The organism is Paraburkholderia sediminicola (assembly GCF_046026675.1).
GTDB lineage: Bacteria > Pseudomonadota > Gammaproteobacteria > Burkholderiales > Burkholderiaceae > Paraburkholderia > Paraburkholderia sediminicola_F.
Map to the genome: position 1 here is coordinate 1,487,616 of NZ_JAQQEY010000002.1, position 24,752 is coordinate 1,512,367.

Sequence of the window (24,752 nt, forward strand, 5' to 3'; positions counted from 1 at the left end):
GCGCATGCTCCAACGTTAAGAGCTTCCCATGAACATATCCAAATTCTTCATCGATCGACCGATCTTTGCCGGTGTGCTATCGGTATTGATCCTGCTGGGGGGCATTATTTCGCTCTTCAAGCTGCCGATTTCGGAGTACCCGGAAGTCGTGCCGCCTTCGGTGGTGGTGCATGCGCAATATCCGGGCGCCAATCCGAAAGTGATCGCGGAGGCCGTTGCGGCACCGCTTGAAGAGCAGATCAACGGCGTCGAGAACATGCTGTACATGCAGTCGCAAGCCAATAGCGACGGCAATCTCACGCTGACGGTGACCTTCAAGCTCGGCACCAATCCGGACCTGGCGACGCAGCTGGTGCAGAACCGCGTCAACCAGGCGCTGCCGCGCCTGCCGGAAGACGTGCAACGACTTGGCATCACGACCATCAAGAGTTCGCCGACGCTGACGATGGTGGTCCACCTGATCTCTCCGAACAATCGCTACGACATGACGTACCTGCGCAACTACGCGTTGCTCAACGTCAAGGACCGGTTGGCGCGGATTCAGGGCGTCGGCGAAGTGCAGTTGTGGGGTTCCGGCGACTACGCGATGCGCGTCTGGCTCGATCCGCAGAAAGTCGCACAGCGCGGTTTGACGGCGACGGAAGTGGTCAACGCAATCCGCGAGCAGAACATTCAGGTGGCAGCCGGTGTGATCGGCGCATCGCCTTCGGTGCCGGGCACGCAACTGCAGTTGTCGGTGAATGCGCGTGGCCGTTTGAAGACTGAGGGCGAATTCGGCGACATCATCGTCAAAACGGCGCCGGATGGCGGCGTGACGTACCTGCGTGATATCGCACGTGTCGAACTGGCGGCGTCGGAATACGGCCTGCGTTCGCTGCTCGACAACAAACCTGCTGTGGCGCTTGCTATCAATCAGGCGCCGGGCGCGAACTCGCTCGCGATTTCCGACCAGGTTCGTTCCGCGATGAAGGAGCTGGCGGAAGACATGCCGGCAGGCGTCGAATACAAGATCGTCTATGACCCGACGCAGTTCGTGCGTTCGAGTATCGAGGCGGTGATTCACACGCTGCTCGAAGCGATTGCGCTGGTGGTGATCGTGGTGATCGTGTTCCTGCAGACGTGGCGTGCGTCGATTATTCCGTTGATTGCGGTGCCGGTGTCGATTGTCGGTACGTTCTCGCTACTGCTGGCGTTCGGCTTTTCGATCAACGCGTTGTCGTTGTTCGGGATGGTGCTGGCCATCGGGATTGTGGTGGACGATGCGATTGTGGTGGTGGAGAACGTCGAACGGAACATCGAAAGCGGGCTCAGTGCGCGCGATGCGACTTATAAGGCCATGCAGGAAGTGAGCGGGCCGATTATCGCCATCGCACTGACGCTGGTTGCGGTGTTCGTGCCGCTCGCTTTCATGACCGGCCTGACGGGCCAGTTCTACAAGCAGTTCGCGATGACTATCGCGATCTCGACGGTGATCTCGGCGTTCAACTCGCTGACATTGTCGCCGGCTTTGTCCGCGATGCTGTTGCGTGGCCATGGCGCCAAGGAAGACTTCCTGACGCGCGTGATGAATCGCGTGCTGGGTCGCTTCTTCAAGGGCTTCAACAAGGTGTTCCATCGCGGCTCGACGGAATACGGTCGTGGCGTGAAGGGCGTGCTGCGCCGTAAAGGTGCGATGCTCGCGGTCTACGCGATCCTGCTGGGTGCAACGGTGCTGATCTCGCGCGTCGTGCCGGGCGGTTTCGTGCCGGCGCAGGACAAGGAATACCTGATCGCGTTTGCGCAATTGCCGAACGGTGCCTCGCTGGATCGCACGGAAAAGGTGATCCGCGACATGAGCGCGATTGCCTTGAAGCAGCCGGGCGTAGAAAGCGCGGTGGCGTTCCCTGGCTTGTCGGTGAACGGTTTCACCAATAGTTCCAGCGCGGGCATCGTGTTCGTCACGTTGAAGCCTTTCAAGGAGCGTGGCAACAAGAAGCTCTCCGCCGGTGCGATTGCCGGTGCGTTGAACCAGCAGTACGGCGCGATCAAAGATTCGTTCGTTGCGGTTTTCCCGCCACCCCCTGTGCTTGGCCTGGGTACGCTGGGCGGCTTCAAGATGCAGTTGGAAGATCACGGTGCCGTGGGCTATGCGGAGTTGAACAAGGCTGCGGAAGCCTTCGTGAAGAAGGCAGCGCAAACGCCTGAACTCGGACCGACGTTCTCGAGCTATCAGATCAACGTGCCGCAATTGAACGTCGACCTGGATCGCGTGAAAGCCAAACAACTCGGCGTGCCGGTCACGGACGTGTTCAACACGATGCAGATCTATCTGGGTTCGCTGTATGTGAACGACTTCAACCGCTTCGGCCGCGTGTATCAGGTGCGGGTGCAGGCTGACGCGCCGTTCCGTCAACGTGCCGACGACATCCTGCAACTGAAGACGCGTAATGCCACGGGCGACATGGTGCCGTTGTCGTCGCTGGTGACGGTGACGCCTACGTACGGTCCGGAAATGGTGGTGCGGTACAACGGCTATACGGCTGCCGACATCAACGGTGGTCCGGCGCCGGGCTTCTCGTCGGGCCAGGCGCAAGCCGCGGCCGAACGCGTGGCCGCGGAAACGTTGCCGCATGGCGTGAAGCTCGAATGGACCGACCTGACGTATCAGCAGATCATCGCCGGCAATGCGGGCTTGTGGGTGTTCCCGATCAGCGTGCTGCTCGTGTTCCTCGTGCTGGCCGCGTTGTATGAAAGCCTGACGCTGCCGCTCGCAGTGATCCTGATCGTACCGATGAGCGTGCTGTCCGCGCTGACCGGTGTGTGGCTCACGGGTGGCGACAACAACATCTTCACGCAGATCGGTTTGATGGTGCTGGTGGGGCTGTCGGCGAAGAACGCGATTCTGATCGTCGAGTTCGCTCGCGAACTCGAACACGACGGGCGTACGCCGCTGGCCGCGGCAATCGAGGCGAGCCGCTTGCGTCTGCGTCCGATTCTGATGACGTCGATCGCTTTCATCATGGGTGTGGTGCCGCTGGTGCTCTCGAGCGGAGCCGGTTCGGAGATGCGTCATGCGATGGGTATTGCGGTGTTCTTCGGCATGCTCGGCGTGACGCTGTTCGGCCTGATGCTGACCCCTGTGTTCTATGTGGTGCTGCGTACGTTGGCGGGCGGGACGATTCACGTCGCGCAGAAAGACGCGCCGCACCTTGGGGCGCCGGTGACGGACGCCTGAGGAGAAAATAATAATGAAGCGTTTTGAATCTTTAAGCGGGTGGGGCAGAGCGACTGCCAGCGGTTTGCTGCTGGCGTTGCTCGCGGCTTGCTCCGTGGAGCCCACGTATAAGCGACCGGAGGTGGATGCGCCGGCTGCGTTCAAGGAAACGCCCGCTGCTGCTACGGGTGCATCCGCTGCATCGGCTACGTCCGCCGCATCGCCGCAGGACGCGGGTATTTGGAAACAGGCTCAGCCCGCCGACGACGCGCATCGCGGCGAATGGTGGACGATTTTCGGCGACCCGCAGTTGAACGCGCTGGAAGAGCAGGCGGCTGCCGCGAATCAGGACCTGAAGGCGGCCGCGGCGCGCGTGCAGCAGGCGCGTGCGGTGACGCAGGCGGCAAAGTCGGACTGGTTCCCGAAGTTCGACGCGGGCTTCGGCCCGACGCGTGAACGGGCGTCGGCGGCCTCGCAATTGCAGCCGGATAGCGTGGGTGGTACGACGGGCACGATCTGGCGCGCACAGGTGGGTGCGTCGTACGAGACCGATCTCTTCGGACGGGTCGGGTCGAATGTGAATGCGACGCGTGCGGACGAGCAGCAAAGTGAAGCGCTGTTCCGGTCGGTACAGTTGTCCTTGCAAGCTGACGTCGCACAGAACTACTTCCAGTTGCGCGAGCTCGACACGGATCAGGATCTGTACCGCCGTACCGTGGCGTTGCGCGAGGACACGCTGAAGCTGGTCGAGCGCCGCTTCAAGGAAGGCGATATCGGCGAGCTGGATGTTTCGCGCTCCCGTAACGAACTGGCGAGTGCGCGTGCGGATGCAGTGGGCGTCGCGCGCCAGCGCGCGGCCTCCGAGCACAGCCTGGCGATTCTGCTTGGCAAGCCGCCGGCGGATTTCTCGTTCGCGGAAGCGCCGCTCGCGCCGGTGACGGCGCGTGTGCCGCCAGGTTTGCCTTCGGCGCTGCTCGAACGTCGGCCGGACATTTCGGCGGCGGAGCGGGCGATGATGGCGGCCAATGCACGAGTCGGTCTGGCGAAGTCGGCGTTTTTCCCGAAGCTCGATATCACGGGCGCGTTTGGGTATGAGTCGGCGACGCTCGGCGATCTGTTCATGTGGTCGAGCCGCGCGTTCCTCCTTGGGCCATTGGCCGGCACCGCGCTGACAGTGCCTCTGTTCGATGGTGGACGCCGCAAGGCCAACCTCGCGCAAGCTCGCTCGAAGTATGACGAAGATGTGGCGCAGTATCGTCAACAGGTGCTAGTGGCGTTCCGTGAGGTCGAGGACAACCTGGCCGATCTGCGTTTGCTCGACGATCAGATGCGCGAGCAGAACGATGCGGTCGTGGCCTCGCAACGGGCGGCGCATCTGTCGCGCACGCAGTACACAGAAGGCGCGGTCAGCTATCTGGATGTGATCGACGGCGAGCGGCAGGTGCTGACATCGCAACTGCAGGCAAGCCATCTGTCGGGCACGCAGGCGGTGGCGACGGTTAATCTGATTCGCGCGCTGGGTGGCGGCTGGGGCGATGTGAAGCCTGCGGGCGACGAGGCGGTTGGGGCGGTTGCGCCGGCTTCGGGTCCGGTTGCTGCATCTAGCTCCGTTTCTGCTTCTGCGTCGGCGGATCAGGTGGCGAAGCGCTAAGGGTTGCTTTTAGTTTGTTGGCTGATGAAGAACGCCGGGTTGCGCTAAAGCGCGACCCGGCGTTTTTTCTTTGGTGACATGTTGCGTTAGCTCGATGGGGCAACCCAAATCGTTTTTCCCGCTTTCCTTCCAAAAATCCGTTCGTAGACCGCCGGTTTCCCGCCGTCTATGATGATTCGCACCTCATCTGGAGAGAGGCGATGACCTGTCCGACCTGCCACTGTCCGCGCTGACCCGCTCGCGCGTTCTATCGCTGCCGCGCGCCGGTTAAACCCCGCGCTGCAGATTTCCGTTGTCCGACCGATCCGGCACGCCTGGCCGCATGCCGTGGGCTCGGCTCGCCTCGAAACACACCACGCCCCCATCCTAACGAGTTCACCATGCGCATTTCTCTGACCGCTGCACGGCGTTTTTTTAAGGCGCGGACGCTGACGCTCTTCGGCACGTTTGGCCTCGCGCTGGCGTTGTCGGCTACGCCCGCGTTCGCGGCAGACACGCCCACGCTGAAAATCGGCACCGCCACCAGCCCGCAAATCGAGGCGCTCAAAGTCGCCGCGCGCGAAGCGAAGGAGCAAGGGCTGGACGTGAAGATTATCGAGTTCACCGACTGGAATACGCCGAACGCGGCGCTCGCCAACAAGGATATCGACGTCAACTATTTCCAGCACATCCCGTTTCTCGAGAACGCAAAGAAGCAAGGCGGTTATAACTTCGTCGCAATCGCCCCGGGCACGATCATGAAGATCGGCCTGTATTCGAAAAAGATCAAACGCTTCGATGAATTGAAAGACGGCGCCACCGTCGCCATCGCTAACGATCCGGTCAACGGCGGTCGTGGTCTTTTGTTGCTGCAACGCGCCGGTCTCATCAAGCTGACGCCGGGCATCGACTATCGCGCCACGACGCTCGACATCATCGACAACCCGAAGCACCTGAAGATCGTTCAGCTCGAAGCCTCGCAATTGGCCCGCTCGCTCGACGACGTCGATCTCGCGCAAGGCTACCCGAGCTTCATCAAGCTCGCGGGCACCACCGATCCGAATAGCGCATTGTTGTTCGACGGCCTGGAAAACAAGAACTACGCGATCCAGTGGGTTGTGCGCCCGGAAAGCGCAAATGATCCGCGCATCCGCAAGTTCATCTCGATCTATCAACATTCGCCCGCTGTGCGCGCTGCGCTCGACAAGGCCTTCGGCAGCCTCTACGCCGTCGCCTGGTAGGCCACGCAACTAAGCACGCAACCAAGTCACGCCGCTAGCAACGTTGCAACCAGCAAGGAGCCGAACGATGGCGAAGAAAAAGATCCTGCTGAACGCGTTCAATATGAATGCGGTCGGCCACATCAATCATGGTCTGTGGACGCATCCGCGCGACCGTTCGGCGCATTACACCGACCTCGACTACTGGACGAGCCTCGCGCAAACGCTCGAACGCGGCAAGTTCGACGGGATCTTTCTCGCGGATATCGTTGGTGTATACGACGTTTATCAGGGCGGTCCGGAAACCCCGTTGCGTGAATCGGTGCAGATTCCGATCAACGACCCGTCGCTGATCGTGCCCGCGATGGCACACGTGACGAAGCATATCGGTTTCGGCGTCACGTCGAATCTGACTTATGAGCCGCCATACCTGTTCGCGCGTCGCATGTCGACGCTGGATCACCTGACGAAGGGCCGGGTCGGCTGGAACATCGTCACCGGCTATCTGGACAGCGCGGCGCGCGGCATGGGTCTCGCGCAACAGATTAGCCACGACGACCGCTACGATCGCGCGGACGATTATATGGACGTGGTCTACAAGCTGTGGGAGCAAAGCTGGGAAGACGACGCAGTGGTGCGCGATCGCGAAGCACGTATCTTCTCTCACCCTGACAAGGTGCATCGCGTGAAGCACGACGGTCCGTACTATTCGATCGACGCCATTCATTTGAGCGAGCCGTCGCCGCAACGCACGCCGGTGCTGTATCAGGCGGGTTCGTCGAGCCGGGGCGTCGATTTCGCGGCGCGTCACGCGGAATGCGTGTTTGTCGGTGGCCAGAACAAGCAGCTCACGCGTTCCATTGTCGACGACATTCGCGCACGGGCGGTGAGCTTCGGCCGCGCGCCTGACGATATCAAGATCTTTGCCGGCATCACCGTTGTAGTCGGCGAAACAGAACGCGCCGCGCAGGAGAAATTCGAAGAATACCGGCGTTACGCGAGCGCCGAGGGCGGCATCGCGCATTTCTCCAGTTCGACCGGCATCGACTTCTCGCGGTACGAACTGGATGAGCCGATTTCGTATGTGAAGACCGAATCGATGCAATCGGCCGTTGAAGCGATTTCGAAGAAGAGCGTGAGCGGCGTATGGACCAAACGCAAGGTGCTCGAACAGATGACGCTCGGCGGCCGCGCGAAGCCCGTAGTCGGTTCGCCGCAGCAGATCGCGGACGAGCTGGTGTCGTGGATAGAAGAGGCCGGCGTCGACGGATTCAATCTGACGCGCACCGTCATGCCCGAATCGTTCGAAGACTTCGTCGATCTGGTGGTGCCGGAATTGCAGAATCGCGGCGTCTACAAGGAAGACTACGACCCGGCGCCGACGCTGCGTGAAAAGCTATTCGGTGGCGGCCGCGCGCGACTGCCTGAGGTGCATGCCGGTGCGCGGCATCGGCGCAATGCACCAATTGCGCAAACCGGCGCGCGATCCACCGTGGACGCTTGAGAGGAACGAAGTCATGGCTCATCTTTTCGACGTGCCGCAATTCATTGAAGACGCACCATCCCTCGCCTTGAATCGTGAGGCGATCGATACCACGCAAGAAGTTGTCGTATTCGACGACGTGGGCAAGGTGTTCGCCAACACGCGCGGTGTGTCTACCGCAGCGCTGGAGAACGTCACGCTGAAGGTAGCGCGTGGTGAAGTGTTCGGCATAATCGGCCGAAGCGGCGCAGGCAAATCGACCCTGCTGCGGCTCGTCAATGGTCTGGAAAAGCCGAGTTCCGGCGCCGTGCGTGTGAATGGCGTGAGTGTCGGCGAGCTCGACGAACGCGGGCTGGTCACGCTGCGACGGCGTATCGGCATGGTGTTCCAGCATTTCAATTTGCTCTCCGCGAAAACGGTGCGCGAAAACATTGCGTTGCCGCTAAAAATCGCTGGCGCGCCAAAAGCTGCGATCGACAGGAAGGTCGACGCTTTGCTCGAACTAGTCGGCCTGTCGACCAAGCGCGATGCCTATCCGGCGAGTTTGTCCGGCGGCCAGAAACAGCGCGTTGGGATCGCGCGCGCCCTTGTGACCGATCCGGACATTCTGCTGTGCGACGAGGCGACCTCCGCACTCGATCCGGAAACGACGCAAGCCATTCTGGCGTTGCTGCGCGATATCAATCAGAGGCTCAACCTGACCATCGTGCTGATTACGCACGAAATGCAGGTCATTCGCGAAGTGTGCGATACGGTGGCCGTGATCGAACGCGGTGAGGTGGTGGAGACCGGCCCGGTGTGGCGGGTATTCGGCGACCCGCAGCACGACGCGACGCGCGCGTTGCTGCGGACCCTGGTGCATGATCTGCCTGCGGATCTCGCCGCGCGCGTCAAACCGTTGCACGAGATCGCGCAAGCGAATGCGCAGATTCTGCTCGACGTGCGCTTCACCGGCAGCGACGCACGTGAGCCTGACCTGGGCGGGTTGACGTCTGCATTGAGCATTGAAGGTGGACGCGTGAGTTTCGTGCATGGCGGCATCGACCGGATTCAGGGGCATGCGCAAGGGCGTCTGGTGGTATCGGCAGAAGTGCGCGCGAATGCGGACGGCACGGTGCAAAAGCAGATCGCGACGCTGCTCGAGCGCGCGCGTCACTATGCCAATCATGTCGAGGTGCTGGGCTATGTCTGATCTCTGGCTCTCGGAACTCGCCGATGCCATTCGCGACACCATCGTCATGGTCGGCATATCGGCCTTCGTCGCGGCGCTGGTCGGCATTCCGCTCGCCTTGGTGCTGGTCACCACCACGCGCGGCGGCATCTTCGAGAAGCGTGTGGTGAACAGCACGCTCGGCGCGCTCGTCAACGCATTCCGCTCCACGCCGTTCATCATTTTGCTGGTCGCGCTGTTGCCGCTCACACGTTTGCTGATTGGCACGACGATCGGTGTATGGGCTGCCATCGTGCCGCTCAGTATCGCGGCGATTCCTTTTTTTGCACGCGTGGCCGAAGTCAGCTTGCGCGAAGTGGACCGGGGTTTGATCGAAGCCGCGCAGGCGATGGGCGCGCAGCGCCGGCATATCATCTGGCATGTGCTGCTGCCTGAAGCGCTGCCGGGCATTCTCGGCGGCTTCACGATCACCGTGGTGGCGATGATCGGGTCCTCTGCCATGGCAGGCGCGGTGGGCGCCGGTGGTCTCGGCGATCTGGCAATCCGCTACGGTTATCAGCGTTTCGATACCACCGTGATGGTAACGGTGATCGTGTTGCTGATCGTGATCGTGACGGCGGTGCAGTTCGTCGGCGATCGCTTCGTGCGACGGCTTGCGCAACGCGCATGAGCGTCGCCTTTCGGCCGCTATTCGCATGACGAATACGCGCGTGCGGCCCACGTTTTCAGCGCTGACGCCACCGTCTATTATGCTATTTACGACGTTGGACGCAGCGAGACTCCCGCTCGCCCGATCGAATGCAAACCGGCCGCGCGGATAAGCGCGCGTGTCGCTCGCCAAACTTCTTCACGTGGACATTGCATGAACGAACCTCGACATCCCGAGGCACTGCAACCGCTGCAAACCGGTGCTGCGCCTGTGGTGCGCGATCTGACCGGCTTGCTCGATGCGTTGCGTGCCAGCGCGGCTCAGCGCGATCGCGACGGTGGCCACGCCGCGCAGGAAAAACAGTGGATCGCCGACGCGGGGCTGCTCACGCTCGCCGTGCCGCGTGAATTCGGCGGTTCCGGCACGCGCTGGCCCGAGATCTACGAGACGATCCGCCAGATCGCGCGAGTCGACAGTGCGCTTGCACATCTGCTGGGCTTCACGTGCCTGCAGGTGGTCAGCGTCAATGTATGGGGCAACCCGGAACAACGTGCCCGCTATCTGGGCGGCACAGTGGAAGGACGCTGGTGGTGGGGTAATGCGGTCAATCCGCTCGACACGCGGCTCGTTGCAAGCGCAACCGGCGACGGCGGCTATCGTCTCGATGGGCAGAAAGGATTTTGTTCGGGCACGCGCGGCTCGCACATGATGACGGTTTCCGGACATGATCCGGTTACTGGCAAAGCGGTGTTCGCGGTGGTGCCGACCACGCGTGAAGGCATTACCGTTCACGAAGACTGGAATCCGATCGGTCAGCGGCAAACCGATAGCGGCAGCGTCTCCTTTGTGCAAGTCAAGGTCGAACCGCACGAGGTGCTGGAGCGGGCCGACACGCCATACGCGAGTTTGCGCACGCTGATCTCGCAGCAGGTGCTGATCAATCTGTTCGTCGGCATCGCGCAGGGCGCGCTCGAAGAAGCACGCACGTACGTCACGCAGTACGGCAAGCCGTGGATCTCTTCCGGCGTTGATAAAGCCACCGACGATCCCTACCTGATCCAGCGCTTCGGCGAGATGCGTTTGCAGGCGGTGAGTGCGGAAGCGCTGGCAGTGCGTGCCGCCTACGCGCTCGAAGACGCATGGCAACAAGGCCCGGCTCTGGACGCCGAAACCCGTGCACAGGTGGCGCTCGCCACCTCGGAGGCGAAAATCGTCGCGCACCGCGCCGCGCTCGACGTCAGCGAAAAACTGTTCGATGCCTGCGGCGCGCGCGCCACCCACGCACCGCTCGCGCTCGACCGCTTCTGGCGTAACGCTCGCGTGCATACGCTGCACGATCCACTCGACTATCGCGTACGCGACGTTGGCCGGTATGCGTTAAGCGGGACATTGCCGGAAGTTTCTTTGTACACTTGAGGCGGTTCGCGGTGGCCTGCCTGAGGCGTCGCGGTTTATCCCCTTCAAGAGACCACCGGCTTGCAGTTCAAATTACCGACCACCGCAACGGCGCCGTTTTGCCCATCCGAGGTGCAAGGCACGGTCGCCGTCACGCAAGGCGCGCCGTTCTGGAAAAAAATCCTGCAATTCGCGGGGCCTGGCCTGCTGATTTCGATCGGCTACATGGACCCCGGCAACTGGGCCACCGATATCGAAGCGGGCTCGCGTTACGGCTACAGCCTGCTGTTCGTCGTCATGCTGTCGAGTCTTGCGGCGATGGCGCTGCAATGCCTGAGCATGCGCCTGGGCATCGCCACCGGGCGGGACCTCGCGGAATTGTCGAGACTGCGTTATTCACCAGGTGTCGCGCGCTTTCAGTGGCTGCTTGCGGAGCTGTCGATCGTGGCCTGCGATCTGGCCGAAGTGCTCGGCGGTGCGCTGGCCTTCCATCTGCTCTTCAAATGTTCGCTGACCACCGGGGTGTTGCTGACCGCATTCGACACGTTGATCGTGCTCGGCCTGAAGGGCAAGAATTTCCGCGACCTTGAAGCGATCATGCTTGGGTTGATCGCGACTATCGGCGTCGGTTACATCATCGAGTTGGCACTGGTGAAGCCGCATTGGCCGTCAGTCGCGCAAGGACTGATTCCTTCGTGGCAGGCGATCAGCAGCCGCGAGCCGATGTATCTGGCGATCGGCATACTCGGTGCGACCGTGATGCCCCACAACCTCTATCTGCATTCGTCAATCGTGCAGACCCGCGCGGTTAAACGCGATTCGGCCAGCATCCGATCGGCAATCGGCATGTCGCGCATCGATACGATCGTCTCGCTGGTGATTGCGCTGCTGATCAATATGGCGATCCTGATTCTCGCGGCCGCCGCGTTCCACGCGACCGGCCACAATCAGGTCACCGAAATCGAAGACGCGTACAAACTGCTCGCGCCGATCGTCGGCACCGGTTTCGCGGCGGTGCTATTCGCGATCACGCTGCTGGCGTCGGGGCAAAGCTCGACCTTCACCGGCACGGTGGCGGGGCAGGTCATCATGGAAGGCTTCCTGAAGCTGAAAATTCCGTGCTGGCAGCGGCGCTTTATCACACGAGCGCTTGCCTTGATTCCGGCGCTGATCGGCGTGCAGACGATGGGCAACGGCGCAGTCGGCAAACTGCTGGTCGCAAGCCAGGTCGTGTTGAGCCTGCAACTGCCGTTCGCGCTTTATCCGCTGATCCGCATGACCAACGATCGTTCGTTAATGGGCGAATTCGCCAATAGGCTGCCGACGCGGCTCCTCGCCTGGTCGCTGTTCGTGGTGATCAGTGCGGCGAATCTGTGGCTGGTGGTGCAGACGGTGGGACTGGTCGACTGATGCGGCTGCGGGAAGCAGCGGGGTAGCGCCTGGTGTCGGGTGTTGGATGTGATGTGTCTCGTGTCAGGGCGAGAATTACACAAAAAAAAGTCCGCGGGATGGCGGACTTTTTCCAAGGTGCTTCGGTTCGAATCAGGCTGGACCGGCCCTCATCGATTCCACTTAACTCAGGCGGCTTGCGCAATCTGCGCTGCTTCGAGCGCTTCCTGACGAGCGGCGGCGGCCTTTTTGGTCTTGCCGGCGCGCGATGGCGGTTGGCAGGCGCCACACACCACGTTGTGTTGCAGGTCGTGCTTGTGCGCGACGAACTTGCCGGTGCAACGGCAGCATTTGGTCTGCTGCAAGATGTTGGCGTCGAAGAAACGCACCAGCGTCCATGCGCGCGTCAGATCCAGTACCGGTTCGGTGTCGCTGTGCTGGCAATGTTCCAGATACAGCCGATACCCTTTGGTCAGCGCATCCAGGTGCGAGCAACGCGCTTCGTTCTTCAGAAACAGGTACGTGTTGTAGAACAACGACGCGTGGATGTTCGCCAGCCACGTCATGTACCAGTCCGCCGAGAACGGCAGCATGCCCTTGGGCGGCGACACGCCTTTGACCTCGCGGTACAGGCGGATCATGCGGTCGCGCGAAAGCGTCAACTCGCTTTCGAGCACCTGCATGCGCGCGCCGAGTTCAATCAGCGCGATGGCACGGAATACTTCTTGTGCGTCTTCCGTCAGGCTACGCTTGAGCATCGCGGTCACCTCAATTAAGCAAACTGCTCAGCAGGCTGGCCTGCAAGCAGGATCGCCGCGTGAGTCGGTGCAACTGCTGCGTGCTTCGTCGTTTGCGTCAACGCCGACAACATCGAGTGGTCGTTGAAGCGGAAGAAGCATAAAAGCTGATCGGAAGCGGCCAGCTTGACGATCTGCGCGAGCGACAGCCCGGCAAGCAAATCAGCCAGTTCCGACGACAGTCCCAGTCGGAACATGCCGACCGGTTTGTCCTCACGCAACATACGTTGCGCGAGCATGATGTAAGACAAGTTGATCTCGCGGATTGAATCCAGCGTCTCGCTGCTACGGTCCATTTTCTGTGTTTCCGAAGCCCCGAATTACTAAGTCGGCTTTTTTTGCCGTTATGTCTTTTGTGCCTCGCCGGAAACGTTGTCCTCCGGCTACATGTCACCACCTGATACAGATCGCGACTTTTTGATACATCGCGTTACATTTCGTAACAGCTTGGGTCGAATTGTATGAAGGGCAAAACAAGAAATCAATCCCTTCTTAAAAAAATATCTCAAAAAGATACATCAAATTTCGGTAAGTCTTTCACAGTCCTGTAATAGGCAATGCTTAGCGGGTTTTTTGCTGCCTGGGAATTTCGTCTGATCCATGAAAACCCCTGCGTGGTGGGCTTCATAGTTATTCATCTGAGCAATGATGTGTGCCCGATCGAGAACTGGAAAATCAGGACTGAATCAGAAAGGAAATAGAAAGCGAGTCCAATTGAAAGTAATAAATACCGTTCATTGGCGCTGCTATGGGGACAAATCGGACGTGTAACACATTGATGCGGCCCCGGTTACAAACGAGGCCGCATTTGTAACTTCTAGCAACCGTTTGCGCGGATCCGTTCGACTTCGAGGCCGAACGCCGGGCGCAGGCGGGTGCCGAGTACGTTGCCGGCGAAGGCGGCGACCAGCCACAGCCAACCGTGCAAGCTGCCTGACACGATGCCGCTGAAATAGGCGCCGATGTTACAACCGTAGGCCAGACGGGCTCCGTAGCCGAGCATCAGGCCACCGACCACCGCCGCGACCAGCGAGCGGGCCGGCACCTTCCAGACCGGTGCGTAACGGCCGGCAAGCGCGGCAGCCGTCATGGCGCCGAGGATGATGCCAATGTCCATCACCGTCGTGACGTCATGTGTAACAGGGGCGGCCAGTGCGCCGGCGTTGGCGTGAGTGGCCCAATACGGCCAATTGGCCACATCGATACCCAGTGCGGCGAATATCTTGGCGCCCCACAGCGCAAACGCAGACGTCACGCCCCATGGGCGACCGGACAGCGCCAGCGTCGCGAAGTTGAGCAGGACCAGAGCGATTGCGCCGACGAACAACGGCCAAGGGCCGTGTAGCCATGGCGACGCGTGCGGCGCACGCTGCGGCTCGTCGATCAGCCGGCCATGGCGGCGCCGTTCGACCCATACGGTGAGCGCTGCGATCGCAGCGAACATGAACAGATTCAGCGCGATCGCCCAGCCGAGGCCGAGCGTGGTCACCATCGAAAGCGGTTTAAGAGACGGTAGTGCGGTCCAGAACGGCATGTGCGCGGTGGCGACAACCGAACCGATGACGAACGCCGCCAGCGTGACGATCATGCGCGTGCTGCCGCCGCCCACGGTGTACAGCGTGCCGGACGCGCAGCCGCCGCCTAACTGCATGCCGATGCCAAACATGAAGGCCCCGACCAGAACGGACGTGCCGGCCGGCGCGACGAGGCCGACCACCGGCCGGCCGAACAGCGTGCCCGCGGCGAGCGCCGGAAAGAACAGCAACACGCCGAGCGCCAGCATCAGCATCTGGGCGCGCAGACCCGCGCCGCGGCCGTCGGCGATAAAGACTCGCCACGCGGAGGTAAAACCGAACGCCGCGTGATAGAGCGACAACCCCAGCAATGTGCCGACGATGTAGAGCGCAGCCTGACGGCCGCTAACGGTCTGCGCCAGATAGACGGCGCCCAGCGCGATTAGAAGGAGTGCGGCGCCCAGCGGTTTCGGATTGATGTCGAAACGGCGTGGGACGCGCGGAAGCGAAGTGGCAAGATCGGACATGGTGTTTGACTGGCGAGCGGCAAATCGAAGATAGCCCGAGGGCGGCGGATGAGCCGTTTCGGGGTTGGCGCAGCGGAAAGGTGATTGAAAAAGATAGCACGGATCGCGCGTTGAAGCAGGGCGCGGTCCGTTGTGCGGCGTTGACTGCTGGGCGACGGCTTCCCGGTCGATTGACTACGTTTCGCTTTGAGCATGGGCACTGATTGCCGCCGCTTCTCACTGCGTCTCGGGACGGATGCCCCCAGAGCAGGATTGGCGCCCGATAGCTGTTACAAGAAGCGCGCCATCAGATCAGCATCGTGAAACACTCCGCCGACGTTCAATGCGTCGACCTCGCAACCATATTTGCGAAAGCCAAGCGATTCATAGAGCTTGCGCGCCGCCTCGTTGCGGCTACCCACCATCAACTGGATTTGCCGTAGACCTTCTATCTGTGCCGCTCGCGCCAGCAATTCATTAAGCAACGCGCGCCCGACTCCGCGGCCCGCAGCTTCCGGCGCGACATACATACCGATGACAGAGGCCTTGTGCCGTTCCTTGTCGCTCCGGTTACGCAGCAATCCGACCACGCCGATCAATGGGGTATTGGCCGATTCATAAGCACCGAGCAAAAAGTCGCCTTCGGCTGCGCGTGCGCCTTGCAAAATCGCGTCGTGCCGAGCGGCACCCTTGGCCACCGCTTCCTCGTAGCTTTGACCGAACGACTCCGGATGCGCCTTCAGTCCGCGCAGGCGAAGCTGAAAGTAGGCGTCGCGGTCGGCGGGACCGAGTTGGCGAACCAGTAGGGCGCTGTTGATCAAGTGTGTCTCTCCGTATGGTTTGAATGGTGCTGCAAGCGGAAACAACCCAGCTTTCGATGTTGCTCTTCAGGTTTCCGCGGTTCAGCGGTGCGGCTATGGCCTCACGGCTTCAGCCCCTTGGCCTTCCGCGCGTTGGCTTGCGGCAAACTCGCGCAATGCCGCCGCGGTTTGCTGATCGGCGGGAAAGAAGGCTTCAATAGCGAGCTCCGACAGTGTGACATCTACCGGTGTGCCGAATACCGTGGTCGTGCTGAAGAACGACAGCAGGCCGATCGGTGTGCGCAAACGCAGCGGCACGGCGATCTGATTGCCCATCGTGTCTTCGTGGTCGGCCGCTTCCGCGCCGGGCGGGGCGGGATATGCGGCGAGTTCGTCGCGCAGGGCGCTCAACGTGTCGTCACCGCTCACGTCGATTTGTCGCTGGAGTCGGGACAGCGCGTGCGCGCGCCAGGCATGCCAGTTGACGATCGACGCTGCGATGCCTTCCGGATGCAAGCTCAGTCTCATCGCATTGACTGGCGGTTTCAGAAGCTCCGGGCTTGCGCCTGCAAGCAGCGGCGCAAGCGCATTGTTCGCGGCAACGATGGTCCAGTGACGGTCGATCGCGAGTGCCGGATACGGCTCGTGACCTTTGAGCACCAACTCAACTGCCTCGCGTGCGGCGGCCAACTGCGGGTCCGTCAAAGGGCGTTCGCGGAATAGCGGCGCGTAACCCGCCGCAATTAGCAGCGCATTGCGCGCGCGCAGTGGCACGTCGAGCCGCTCGGCCAGGTGCATAACCATTTCCCGGCTGGGCACCGCACGGCCCGATTCGACGAAGCTCAGATGCCGCGTTGAAATATCGGCTTCAGCGGCGAGCAGCAACTGGCTCATTCTTCGCCGCTGCCGCCATTCGCGCAGCAGATCGCCGACCGTGCGGCTTGCCGTCGGCCTGTTTGACGGGATGGTTTGTGCGAGAGAGTGTGTGTTCATGTTGCCGATGATAGCCAAAGCGCGTTAGCGATCCATTACCTGACAGGTAATGGAATACCCGGGAATGCACAGCAATACCCAGGAATATCCGAGAAAGCGTAGGAGCACCCATGGATACGCAACTCATTCAGGGTGGTACCCCAAGCGACAACACGCCAGGCGCGAATCAGGCGGGCGCCACGCCTTCCGGCACGGCGTTGAGTTTGACGCCCAGCGCGCGCAGCAGTTTGAACACCGTATCCATGCGCGGTTTGGAGCCGGGTGCGAGTGTTTTATAGAGGCTTTCGCGCCCGAGTCCAGCGTCGGCCGCAACCTTCGCAATGCCGCGTGCTTTTGCGATGTCGGCGATCGCGGCGAGGAGGAGGTCGGCGTCGCCTTCTTCCAGCGCTGCGTTGAGATACTCGGCGATCATCTCTTCGCTATCGAGGTAATGCGATGCGTCGAACCGTGTGGTTTTGACTTTGCTCATGACAGTTCCTTTCTGATGTCTGCCCACATTGATCTGGCACGCCTGATGTCGACTGGCTGCGTGGATTTATCGCCACCGCAGAGCAGCAGGAACACCATGCGCCCTTCGCGCGCGAAGTAGACCCGATAGCCGGGACCGCAATCGATACGCATCTCGGACACACCGTCGTCCAGCAACTTCACGTCGCCGAAATGACCTCGCTCAGCACGCCGGATCCGCACCAGGATTTTGGCTCTCGCTCTCAAGTTTGCGAGGCCGGCGAGCCAGTGGTCGAATTCCTCGGTGCGCTTGACCGTGTACACAGGCGGTGAACCGATTTGTTGATGAGTGTATCCCGTTGGATACGGTCTTGCAAGTGTGAAAACCATATTAAAAAAGCGGCTTGTGTCCGCGCCCATTCAGTTCGTCACATGCCGCGAGTCGATGCTGCACGGCCCCCCAATTCGCCACGAGGTTAGCGGCTGACGCAGCCGGTGACGACTCGGCCGGATGGCCAATCCGGTGGACAAAACGCATGGTTCTTCACGCCGGTGCATCCGGATGCTTACCTCCCACGTAATCGACGCGCTGCGCTCGAGCCGTCAATCTTCACTCCGAGCCCGCCGCATACAACGTGTCTGCCGAGCGTAGTGCTCAGTCATGCCAATCAAGGAGTCTGAGATGAATGCGCATACCGATCTGATCGACCGTTACTTCGACGCATGGAATGAAATCGATGCAGTGCGCCGCCGCGAACTGATCGCCGCGATATGGACTGCCGATGCCGACTATCGCGATCCGCTGCTGGCAGGCGCGGGCCATGACGGCATCGACGCGATGATTCGCGCGGTGCATGAACGCTTCCCGCATCACACGTTTCACCGCACGACTGAAGTCGACGGTTTCGCGAACCGCCTGCGCTTTTCGTGGGCACTCACCACGCCGGCCGGCGAGGCGATCGTCAAGGGATCCGACTTCGGCGTGCTCGACACGCACGGCCGCCTGCAGGCGGTGACTGGTTTCCTCGACCAGGTGCCTGCCGCTACCTGACCATACGATTTTTTTCACGGAGACGATCATGCACGAGTCCGTTGTCGTCACGGCTCCCGGTACTGTCCTCACGGTCGCGCGCCTGTCGGGCGCTGTCGACGCGCTCTCCAGCGCGATCGCCGGCTTCGCTCTGCTGGCCGGCACGCGCGCGTTCACCTTCACTGCGTTGCTGGCCTGGCGCGAGCCGGTGCTGGGTGGCGCGGGTCTCGTGCTGCTCGCGTTGGTCGGATGGCTGCGGTGGCGGTGTCGCGCAATGCCGCTCGCAGCATCGTGTGGAAAGGCGGGTTGACGGTGAGCCGCCGGCAACGGACCGTGCGCTACGGTCTTGCTACAATCGATCGCGATACGCCACAAGGGCAATCCGCTCGAACCCGGGTGGCTGGCGGCCAATCGAACCTCAAGGAGACACCGTGCTGAAGAATCTGGACCCGCTGCTGAATGCCGATGTGCTGCATGCGCTACGCTCGATGGGGCATGGCGACGAACTGGTGGTTTGCGACGCCAACTTTCCCGGCGCATCCGTCGCGCAGGAAACGGTGTTGGGCAAGCTGCTGCGCCTCGATGGCGTGAACGCGCCGCGTGCCATTCGCGCGATTCTGTCGGTGATGCCGCTGGATACATTCATTGAGCGTCCTGCGTCGCGGATGGAAGTGGTCGGCGAGCCGAATACGATTCCGGCCGTACAGCGCGAAGTGCAGATCGAGATCAACGTGGCGGAAGGGCGCGAGGTGCCGTTTGCTTCGGTCGAACGTTTCGCTTTCTATGAGCGGGCGCGCAAAGCCTATTGCGTGATCGCTACGGGTGAAGAGCGCGGTTACGGCTGCTTCGTTTTTACGAAGGGTGTCCTGCTCGCGCCGGATGTGCCGCAGCAGTAGCACCTCACACCTCACTACGGCGACGAAACCCATGAGCTTCTCGATAGACAGTCTCGATCATCTCGTTCTGAATGTCGCCGACGTGGAAGCCAGCGCGGCCTGGTATGCACGCATGCTCGGCATGCGGCGTACCGAGTTCGAGTCGCGCACCGGCACGCGCGTGGCGATGACATACGGCAATCAGAAGATCAACTTGCGTCCTGCGAATGCGGACACGGTCGCGTGGTTCACCGGGCGCGAGCCGGCGCCGGGCAGCGCCGATCTATGTTTTGTCACCACCACGAGTTCCGCTGAGGTTAAAACTCATTGGCTCGCTCAGGGTGTCGAGATAGAAGCCGGCCCGGTTGAACGCGACGGCGCACGCGGCAAGATGACCTCGGTGTATTGCCGCGATCCGGATGGCAATCTGATCGAGGTCGCGACGTATCCCCGCGCTTAGGCACGGCGACGATACTGTCCGTGGCGCGCACGACCGGGCACGCGCTGTGCGCCCGGACACGGTTTTCCTTCCCTTGAGACTGCGCGGATTGCGCTGTTCGTGCCGGCTCACGCTTGGAAAAGGCGGGCGGCGCACCTATTCTCAGGTGCAAAGTGGGGAACTGCGGCCGTCTGGCCGGGTCTGCTGCTTATTCATTTACAGGAGTCCCTCATGACGCGTCCCGTCGATTCCGGCGTCATCCTCATCGCGCGTATTGCCCTTGCCGTGCTGTTTTTATGGGGCGGTGTGATGAAACTGCTGGGCTATGCGGGCTTTGTCGGCTATCTGAATGCGAAGGGTGTGCCGCTCGTCCAGGTCGCCGCGCCGATTGCGACAGCGGTCGAGGCACTCGGTGGCCTGCTGCTGATCGTCGGTTTCAAGATTCGCCCGCTCGCGCTCATCATGGCCGTCTACACGGTGGCAACCGCAGTGCTGGGCCACGATTTCTGGAATGTTACCGATCCCGCTTTGCAACGCGATATGGTGATTCACTTCTGGAAAAACATCGGTATCGCGGGTGGTTTCCTGCTGCTGTTCGTGACCGGAGCGGGCCGAATCAGTATCGACGGCGCGCGCGCGCCGCGCGGCGGGCTGAATCTCTGATCACGCAATTGAGGTAGTCTGTGCAGGTCGCTTTTGATTGTGGCTTTAATCAAGGGAGCAAATAATGATTCAAAGTTTTGAGCAAACCATTGGCGGCAAGGTCACGCAGTTGTGCGCAAGTCTCGGCGAAGGGCCTACGCCGCATCGCGTCATCATCAGCCTTGCCGATTCGGCGAAAACACTGGTGGTTCTGGATGCATCGGGTCTTATCGGCACGATCAAGGCCGAAATTGAACAGCCGGAAAAGTTGATCGCCGACGCGATCACCAAGGCGCAAAACGAAGGGCTGATCGAACGAGCGATCGACACCGGCACGATCCAGGAAGCGCCGCTGTAAGCCCGTGCGGCGGCAGCGTGATTTGCCGCCCCGCGCTGGTCAACCGAAGAGACGATCAGCGCGATTCACGAACTCGCCCAGGGCCGGTTTTGGGCGGTTTGGAGGCCGACGTCTGCGGCTCCGGATGGACAAGGCAGCCCATTATGCCACCGACCACCAGCAAACCGACCGAGATGGCCGTCGCGGCCCGCATCCCCGCGACGATCTGCGTGGCAGCCGCGCCGCTCGCCAAGGCGCCGAAGGCGGCCACACCCACCGCACCGCCTGCTTGCCGGGCGGTATTCAGCACGGCGGACGCAGTGCCGGCGCGCTGCGCTTCAACGGAAGCCAGCACGGCGGTCGTCATGGCCGGGACCGCGAGGCCCATCCCGGACGGAATCAGCAGGAACGGCAGCAGCAAGCCGATGAGCGGCGTGGACGCATTGACGAAATGCAGCAAGCCGTAGCCGAGCCCCGCCGTGATTGCGCCGGCGATCATCGGCACACGTACGCCAAAGCGTCCGACCACCCAGCCGCTCGCCACGTTCGAGAGCAGAAAGCCGCCGGTCAACGGCAGGAAAGCGAGGCCCGCCTGCAGCGGGGTATAGCCGCGTACGCGCTGCAAATACAGGCTCAGCACGAACACCATGCCGTAGTAAGTCAGATTCACGCAGATGCCGAATAGCACCGCCGCATTGAAGGTGCGCTTGCTGAATAGCGAGAGCGGCAGCATCGGCGCCGCGACACGCGATTCCACGACGATAAAGGCGCCGGCCGCGATCAGCGCGAGTATGAAACCGCCGGCGACCAGCGGATGGCTTAGCCCCAGCGGGCGCCATTCGATCACAGCGGCGACGAAGGCGGTGAGCGCGACGATCGCAAGAGCCTGGCCGCTCAGATCGATGCCACGCGGGATTGCTGTGGTTGTGGCCGATGCCGTTGGTGTAACTCCAGCCGTAGTTTTCGCGGCAGTGCCCGCCGTTGTCCCCGTCGCAGTCCTCGTGTGAGTACCAGTCGTGGTCGTAGCGGGAGCAGGAGACGAGGCCGCTCCTTGCGCGTCTTTCCGTGCGGGCTTAGATCGCGGCACCCAAAGCAAAGTCGCCAGCAAACCGGCTACGCAAATCGGCAGATTGACGAGAAAGATGCTGCGCCAGCCGAATGCCGCGATCAGCACGCCACCGACCACCGGTCCGGCCGCGATCGCAATCGCGCCCGCGGCGGTCCACAGCCCGACTGCACGTGCCCGGAGCTTCGGATCGTGGCCGTATGACTGATTGAGCAGCGCCAGCGAGTTCGGCAGCATGGCGGCGGCGCCGATGCCTTGCACGGCGCGCGCGGCGACCAGCATGGTGGCATCGAGCGCGAGTCCGCAGGCGAGCGACGCGAGTGCAAACAGCACGATGCCGGCCGCGTACATGCGCCGTGTGCCGAGCCGGTCCCCGAGTGCGCCCGCCGAAAGCATCAGCACGGCGAACGCGAGTGTGTACGCATCGACGACCCATTGCAGGCCCGCGACATCCGCATGCAGGTCCGCGCCGATCTTCGGCAGCGCGATGTTGACGATGGTCACGTCGAGTTGCGTGACGACGAAGCCGATGCTGACGGTCGCAAGGACGCGGCCGAGGGCGGGCGAGACGGGGGTATGGGAAGAGTTCATGAGACACATCGTAGGCCGATGCAGCGCACGATGTTTCGGTCCGGCGTGAAGTGTCGATGTCGCCGGAATTGCCGGATGGGCCGGGCGTGAAGCCGATGGAAACAACGGCGCGCCAAGCGGTGCGCCGCTGCAAAACAGCTCGATTAGCGCGCTTGCGGCGCGTCTTTGATGAACAGCGTAGTCAAGGCCCCGACAATGCAGACCGCGCCGACATACAGCGGCGCGGCCATGGGGTTCGACTTCATCATCAGCGAAACGGCGATCGGCGTGAGGCCGCCGAACACCGCGTAAGCAACGTTATACGAGAACGAGATGCCCGAGAATCGCACGACCGGCGGGAACGCTTTCACCAGCACGAACGGAATCGCGCCGATCACACCGACGAACAGGCCGGCCACTGCGTACAGCGGCACCAGCGCCGACGTATCGACGGCAAGCTGCCGGAACATCACGTAGTACGTCACGGCCAGCGCGAGGCCGCCGATGAAAATCGTGCGCCCCGCGCCAATGCGGCCGGCGATCGAGCCCGCCATCACGCAACCGATCGTCAGGCACAGCGTCGCCACGCAGTTCGCCAGCAACGCGGTGGCCGGCGCGATATGAAACTGTTTTTGCAGCAGCGTCGGCGTCATCAGAATCACCACGACGATCGCAGCCGACAGCATCCACGTGAGCAGCATCGACACGATCACGGCGCGACCGTGGTCGCGCAGCACGGCCTTGAGCGGCACTTCCGCGGCGATCGCCTTGCGTTGCTTGAGCTCGGCGAACACCGGCGTCTCATGCAGCCAGCGGCGCAGATAAACCGAGAACATGCCGAACACGCCACCCACCAGGAACGGGATGCGCCATGCGTAGGCGGAGATTTCCGCCGGTGCGAAGTTGCGGTTCACCGCCGAGGCGATCAGCGAGCCAAGCAGGATGCCTGCCGTGAGGCCCGCTGTCAGCGTGCCGCACGCATAGCCGATGTGCCGCTGCGGCACATGCTCGGAAACGAACACCCATGCGCCCGGTACTTCGCCGCCGACTGCCGCGCCTTGCATCACGCGGAACACCAGCAGCAATACCGGCGCCATCACGCCGATGCTGGCGTAGGTGGGCAGCAGACCCATCATTAAGGTCGGCACCGACATCAGCAGCACGCTCAGCGTGAACATGCGCTTGCGGCCGAACAGGTCGCCGAAGTGCGCCATGATGATGCCGCCGAGCGGCCGGGCCAGATAGCCGGCCGCGAAGATGCCGAAGGTCTGCACCTGACGCAGCCAGTCCGGCATCGCGGCGGGGAAGAACAACTGGCCGATCGCCGGCGCAAAGAATACGAAGATGATGAAGTCGTAAAACTCCAGCGCCCCGCCGAGCGCGGCGAGGCCGAGTGTCTTGTAATCGCTTCGCCCAAGAGGGCGTGAGGTGACAGCCTGCGCTCCACCCAGATTTGTCGCTTGCATTGCTTGAGTCTTGTCTTGAATTGGAAACCACACGTAGCGCGTGGAAAAACGGCGGTCGTCGGGAGAAGTGTGGCAAGCGCTGGGTAGAGCACGGGACACCGGCGCGCGGGCCCGGATAGGGTAAGCGCGATGACGACTGGGGCCAGGGCGGCGATTTTACAGGATGAAAGCCGGTCGCTTCGGGAAGCGCTTAATTAGATTGGAAAAAGTTCCCGGAAACATGTCTTTTCGACGGCGGCCAGGATGGCGACGGCTGCGTGTTGTGCGAGCCGCAGCGGTCACGTGTAGGAGTGCAGCGCGCACGTGTCGGAGCGGGGCGATTGGCGCGCAAATTAGGAATGCTCCTATGGGATGGCTTGAGCGTCCCTCTGAGAATCGCGTCCGAGCTATCAGTTAAGAGTCAACCCATGCGCATTGCCATCCTTCAGCGTGACCCCGTCATGCGTCAGTCGATCGAAAAGATCCTTATGAGTGCCGGCCATACCTGTATGGTCTATGACGATGGTCTGGCCATGTCGAAAGCGCTCGCCCGTTCCACCGTGGATCTGCTGGTACTGGACTGGCAAGGCACTCGCCTGTCCGGCGCCGAAGTCCTGAGGTCGGTGCGTGCGGTCGGCGGCGACCGCCTGCCTGTCCTGTTCGCTTCGACCGAGACGTCGGAGGACAGCGTGGTGCGCGCCTTTGCCAGCGGGGCAGACGACTATGTCGGGCTGCCGTTGCGTCCGGGCGAGTTCCGCGAGCGCGTTGCGGCGTTACTGCGCCGTGCCTATCCGGACCGTTTCAGCGCCGCGAGCTTCGATGTCGGCCCCTACCGCTTCGATACGCATCGCCAGCTCGTCATGCTGCGCGGCCAGCCGGTTCCGCTATCGGGTACGCAATACCGGTTGGCGTCGCTGTTCTTTTCCAATATTGGCCGCGTGATGTCGCGCGACCATATCTTCGCGATGGTGTGGGGCCGTGAGTTCCGCGAATTCACCCGCACGATCGACAGCCACGTGTCGCGTCTGCGTTTGCTGCTTGAGATCGAGCCTCAAAACGACTTCCGGCTGCAACCCGTTTACAAGAGCGGCTACCGGCTGCTGCATTTGCGGCAAGGTGAAGCGGCCGCGGAAAAGCAGGCGGCCTGACCAACCGGCACAG

The 24,752-nt window shown here is 61.9% G+C and carries 24 protein-coding genes; 15 read left to right on the forward strand and 9 right to left on the reverse strand.

The annotated features are described in order from the left end of the window. Nucleotides 1-28: 28 nt before the first annotated feature. The 8 genes from PQQ86_RS26320 (at nt 29) to PQQ86_RS26355 (ending at nt 12,151) form a co-directional block, all read left to right on the forward strand. Nucleotides 29-3,214, forward strand: coding sequence for an efflux RND transporter permease subunit (locus PQQ86_RS26320; protein WP_408273548.1), 3,186 nt, complete (start codon nt 29-31; stop codon nt 3,212-3,214). Nucleotides 3,215-3,227: 13 nt separating this feature from the next. Then, nucleotides 3,228-4,844: an efflux transporter outer membrane subunit gene (locus PQQ86_RS26325; protein ID WP_408273550.1), complete on the forward strand. Its 1,617-nt coding sequence runs from the start codon at nt 3,228-3,230 to the stop codon at nt 4,842-4,844. A 380-nt stretch (nt 4,845-5,224) separates the two neighbouring features. Beyond that, nucleotides 5,225-6,064: a MetQ/NlpA family ABC transporter substrate-binding protein gene (locus tag PQQ86_RS26330; protein ID WP_408273552.1), complete on the forward strand. Its 840-nt coding sequence runs from the start codon at nt 5,225-5,227 to the stop codon at nt 6,062-6,064. Between the two features lie 67 nt (nt 6,065-6,131). Next, on the forward strand, nt 6,132-7,547 hold the full coding sequence (locus PQQ86_RS26335) for an LLM class flavin-dependent oxidoreductase (RefSeq protein ID WP_408273555.1): 1,416 nt from the start codon (nt 6,132-6,134) through the stop codon (nt 7,545-7,547). A 13-nt stretch (nt 7,548-7,560) separates the two neighbouring features. Next, complete coding sequence (locus PQQ86_RS26340) at nt 7,561-8,718, forward strand: methionine ABC transporter ATP-binding protein (protein WP_408273558.1); 1,158 nt, start codon at nt 7,561-7,563, stop codon at nt 8,716-8,718. Further along, nucleotides 8,711-9,367 carry a methionine ABC transporter permease gene (locus PQQ86_RS26345; protein ID WP_408273559.1) on the forward strand — a complete coding sequence of 219 codons (657 nt, stop codon included), beginning with the start codon at nt 8,711-8,713 and terminating at the stop codon, nt 9,365-9,367. Before PQQ86_RS26340 ends, PQQ86_RS26345 begins: the two co-directional genes overlap by 8 nt. A gap of 192 nt (nt 9,368-9,559) precedes the next feature. Then, nucleotides 9,560-10,762 (forward strand): acyl-CoA dehydrogenase family protein, encoded by a 1,203-nt coding sequence (locus PQQ86_RS26350; protein ID WP_408273562.1) that lies wholly within the window; start codon nt 9,560-9,562, stop codon nt 10,760-10,762. A gap of 60 nt (nt 10,763-10,822) precedes the next feature. Continuing rightward, nucleotides 10,823-12,151 carry an Nramp family divalent metal transporter gene (locus PQQ86_RS26355; protein ID WP_408273564.1) on the forward strand — a complete coding sequence of 443 codons (1,329 nt, stop codon included), beginning with the start codon at nt 10,823-10,825 and terminating at the stop codon, nt 12,149-12,151. A 167-nt stretch (nt 12,152-12,318) separates the two neighbouring features. Here PQQ86_RS26355 and flhC read toward each other — a convergent pair whose 3' ends face one another. The 7 genes from flhC to PQQ86_RS26390 form a co-directional block, all read right to left on the reverse strand. Continuing rightward, nucleotides 12,319-12,888 carry a flagellar transcriptional regulator FlhC gene (gene flhC / locus PQQ86_RS26360; protein ID WP_408195479.1) on the reverse strand — a complete coding sequence of 190 codons (570 nt, stop codon included), beginning with the start codon at nt 12,886-12,888 and terminating at the stop codon, nt 12,319-12,321. A gap of 14 nt (nt 12,889-12,902) precedes the next feature. Beyond that, entirely contained in the window at nt 12,903-13,223 is a 321-nt protein-coding gene (gene flhD / locus PQQ86_RS26365; protein WP_028194930.1) for a flagellar transcriptional regulator FlhD, read from the reverse strand. 521 nt (nt 13,224-13,744) lie between these two features. Further along, the gene (locus PQQ86_RS26370) at nt 13,745-14,968 is read right to left on the reverse strand and encodes a YeeE/YedE family protein (RefSeq protein ID WP_408273567.1); all 1,224 of its coding nucleotides are present in this window, start codon (nt 14,966-14,968) and stop codon (nt 13,745-13,747) included. Nucleotides 14,969-15,237: 269 nt separating this feature from the next. Then, nucleotides 15,238-15,768: a GNAT family N-acetyltransferase gene (locus PQQ86_RS26375; protein ID WP_408273570.1), complete on the reverse strand. Its 531-nt coding sequence runs from the start codon at nt 15,766-15,768 to the stop codon at nt 15,238-15,240. 93 nt (nt 15,769-15,861) lie between these two features. After that, on the reverse strand, nt 15,862-16,740 hold the full coding sequence (locus tag PQQ86_RS26380; RefSeq protein ID WP_408273574.1) for a helix-turn-helix domain-containing protein: 879 nt from the start codon (nt 16,738-16,740) through the stop codon (nt 15,862-15,864). 166 nt (nt 16,741-16,906) lie between these two features. Continuing rightward, nucleotides 16,907-17,209: an addiction module antidote protein gene (locus tag PQQ86_RS26385; protein ID WP_408273576.1), complete on the reverse strand. Its 303-nt coding sequence runs from the start codon at nt 17,207-17,209 to the stop codon at nt 16,907-16,909. Beyond that, nucleotides 17,206-17,577, reverse strand: coding sequence for a type II toxin-antitoxin system RelE/ParE family toxin (locus PQQ86_RS26390; RefSeq protein WP_408279366.1), 372 nt, complete (start codon nt 17,575-17,577; stop codon nt 17,206-17,208). The genes PQQ86_RS26385 and PQQ86_RS26390 overlap by 4 nt, the downstream gene beginning before the upstream one ends. A gap of 292 nt (nt 17,578-17,869) precedes the next feature. Between PQQ86_RS26390 and PQQ86_RS26395 the strand changes: the two genes are divergently transcribed. The 6 genes from PQQ86_RS26395 to PQQ86_RS26420 all read left to right on the forward strand — a co-directional run bounded on the left by PQQ86_RS26395 (nt 17,870) and on the right by PQQ86_RS26420 (nt 20,531). Next, nucleotides 17,870-18,238 carry a nuclear transport factor 2 family protein gene (locus PQQ86_RS26395; RefSeq protein ID WP_408273579.1) on the forward strand — a complete coding sequence of 123 codons (369 nt, stop codon included), beginning with the start codon at nt 17,870-17,872 and terminating at the stop codon, nt 18,236-18,238. 28 nt (nt 18,239-18,266) lie between these two features. Further along, nucleotides 18,267-18,527, forward strand: coding sequence for a hypothetical protein (locus PQQ86_RS26400; protein ID WP_408273582.1), 261 nt, complete (start codon nt 18,267-18,269; stop codon nt 18,525-18,527). A gap of 121 nt (nt 18,528-18,648) precedes the next feature. Continuing rightward, entirely contained in the window at nt 18,649-19,113 is a 465-nt protein-coding gene (locus tag PQQ86_RS26405) for an RbsD/FucU family protein (protein ID WP_408273585.1), read from the forward strand. Nucleotides 19,114-19,144: 31 nt separating this feature from the next. Beyond that, entirely contained in the window at nt 19,145-19,552 is a 408-nt protein-coding gene (locus PQQ86_RS26410; RefSeq protein ID WP_408273588.1) for a VOC family protein, read from the forward strand. A 210-nt stretch (nt 19,553-19,762) separates the two neighbouring features. Then, on the forward strand, nt 19,763-20,194 hold the full coding sequence (locus PQQ86_RS26415) for a DoxX family protein (RefSeq protein ID WP_408273590.1): 432 nt from the start codon (nt 19,763-19,765) through the stop codon (nt 20,192-20,194). Between the two features lie 64 nt (nt 20,195-20,258). Then, the gene (locus tag PQQ86_RS26420) at nt 20,259-20,531 is read left to right on the forward strand and encodes a hypothetical protein (protein WP_074286797.1); all 273 of its coding nucleotides are present in this window, start codon (nt 20,259-20,261) and stop codon (nt 20,529-20,531) included. A gap of 55 nt (nt 20,532-20,586) precedes the next feature. Here PQQ86_RS26420 and PQQ86_RS26425 read toward each other — a convergent pair whose 3' ends face one another. Both PQQ86_RS26425 and PQQ86_RS26430 read right to left on the reverse strand, forming a co-directional pair. Further along, the gene (locus tag PQQ86_RS26425; RefSeq protein ID WP_408273593.1) at nt 20,587-22,167 is read right to left on the reverse strand and encodes an MFS transporter; all 1,581 of its coding nucleotides are present in this window, start codon (nt 22,165-22,167) and stop codon (nt 20,587-20,589) included. Nucleotides 22,168-22,310: 143 nt separating this feature from the next. After that, the gene (locus tag PQQ86_RS26430; protein WP_408273595.1) at nt 22,311-23,612 is read right to left on the reverse strand and encodes an MFS transporter; all 1,302 of its coding nucleotides are present in this window, start codon (nt 23,610-23,612) and stop codon (nt 22,311-22,313) included. A gap of 407 nt (nt 23,613-24,019) precedes the next feature. Here PQQ86_RS26430 and PQQ86_RS26435 point away from each other — a divergent pair, with 407 nt between their 5' ends. After that, the gene (locus tag PQQ86_RS26435; protein ID WP_408273597.1) at nt 24,020-24,739 is read left to right on the forward strand and encodes a response regulator transcription factor; all 720 of its coding nucleotides are present in this window, start codon (nt 24,020-24,022) and stop codon (nt 24,737-24,739) included. The last annotated feature ends 13 nt before the right edge of the window (nt 24,740-24,752 follow it).

What these genes read in the sequence shown, in the direction of transcription:
- PQQ86_RS26320 (WP_408273548.1), top strand. Translation starts at nt 29, where the DNA reads ATGAACATATCCAAATTCTTCATCGATCGACCGATCTTTGCCGGTGTG.
- PQQ86_RS26325 (WP_408273550.1), top strand. Translation starts at nt 3,228, where the DNA reads ATGAAGCGTTTTGAATCTTTAAGCGGGTGGGGCAGAGCGACTGCCAGC.
- PQQ86_RS26330 (WP_408273552.1), top strand. Translation starts at nt 5,225, where the DNA reads ATGCGCATTTCTCTGACCGCTGCACGGCGTTTTTTTAAGGCGCGGACG.
- PQQ86_RS26335 (WP_408273555.1), top strand. Translation starts at nt 6,132, where the DNA reads ATGGCGAAGAAAAAGATCCTGCTGAACGCGTTCAATATGAATGCGGTC.
- PQQ86_RS26340 (WP_408273558.1), top strand. Translation starts at nt 7,561, where the DNA reads ATGGCTCATCTTTTCGACGTGCCGCAATTCATTGAAGACGCACCATCC.
- PQQ86_RS26345 (WP_408273559.1), top strand. Translation starts at nt 8,711, where the DNA reads ATGTCTGATCTCTGGCTCTCGGAACTCGCCGATGCCATTCGCGACACC.
- PQQ86_RS26350 (WP_408273562.1), top strand. Translation starts at nt 9,560, where the DNA reads ATGAACGAACCTCGACATCCCGAGGCACTGCAACCGCTGCAAACCGGT.
- flhC (WP_408195479.1), bottom strand. Translation starts at nt 12,888, where the DNA reads ATGCTCAAGCGTAGCCTGACGGAAGACGCACAAGAAGTATTCCGTGCC.
- flhD (WP_028194930.1), bottom strand. Translation starts at nt 13,223, where the DNA reads ATGGACCGTAGCAGCGAGACGCTGGATTCAATCCGCGAGATCAACTTG.
- PQQ86_RS26370 (WP_408273567.1), bottom strand. Translation starts at nt 14,968, where the DNA reads ATGTCCGATCTTGCCACTTCGCTTCCGCGCGTCCCACGCCGTTTCGAC.
- PQQ86_RS26380 (WP_408273574.1), bottom strand. Translation starts at nt 16,740, where the DNA reads ATGAACACACACTCTCTCGCACAAACCATCCCGTCAAACAGGCCGACG.
- PQQ86_RS26385 (WP_408273576.1), bottom strand. Translation starts at nt 17,209, where the DNA reads ATGAGCAAAGTCAAAACCACACGGTTCGACGCATCGCATTACCTCGAT.
- PQQ86_RS26390 (WP_408279366.1), bottom strand. Translation starts at nt 17,577, where the DNA reads ATGGTTTTCACACTTGCAAGACCGTATCCAACGGGATACACTCATCAA.
- PQQ86_RS26395 (WP_408273579.1), top strand. Translation starts at nt 17,870, where the DNA reads ATGAATGCGCATACCGATCTGATCGACCGTTACTTCGACGCATGGAAT.
- PQQ86_RS26400 (WP_408273582.1), top strand. Translation starts at nt 18,267, where the DNA reads ATGCACGAGTCCGTTGTCGTCACGGCTCCCGGTACTGTCCTCACGGTC.
- PQQ86_RS26410 (WP_408273588.1), top strand. Translation starts at nt 19,145, where the DNA reads ATGAGCTTCTCGATAGACAGTCTCGATCATCTCGTTCTGAATGTCGCC.
- PQQ86_RS26415 (WP_408273590.1), top strand. Translation starts at nt 19,763, where the DNA reads ATGACGCGTCCCGTCGATTCCGGCGTCATCCTCATCGCGCGTATTGCC.
- PQQ86_RS26420 (WP_074286797.1), top strand. Translation starts at nt 20,259, where the DNA reads ATGATTCAAAGTTTTGAGCAAACCATTGGCGGCAAGGTCACGCAGTTG.
- PQQ86_RS26425 (WP_408273593.1), bottom strand. Translation starts at nt 22,167, where the DNA reads ATGAACTCTTCCCATACCCCCGTCTCGCCCGCCCTCGGCCGCGTCCTT.
- PQQ86_RS26430 (WP_408273595.1), bottom strand. Translation starts at nt 23,612, where the DNA reads ATGCAAGCGACAAATCTGGGTGGAGCGCAGGCTGTCACCTCACGCCCT.
- PQQ86_RS26435 (WP_408273597.1), top strand. Translation starts at nt 24,020, where the DNA reads ATGCGCATTGCCATCCTTCAGCGTGACCCCGTCATGCGTCAGTCGATC.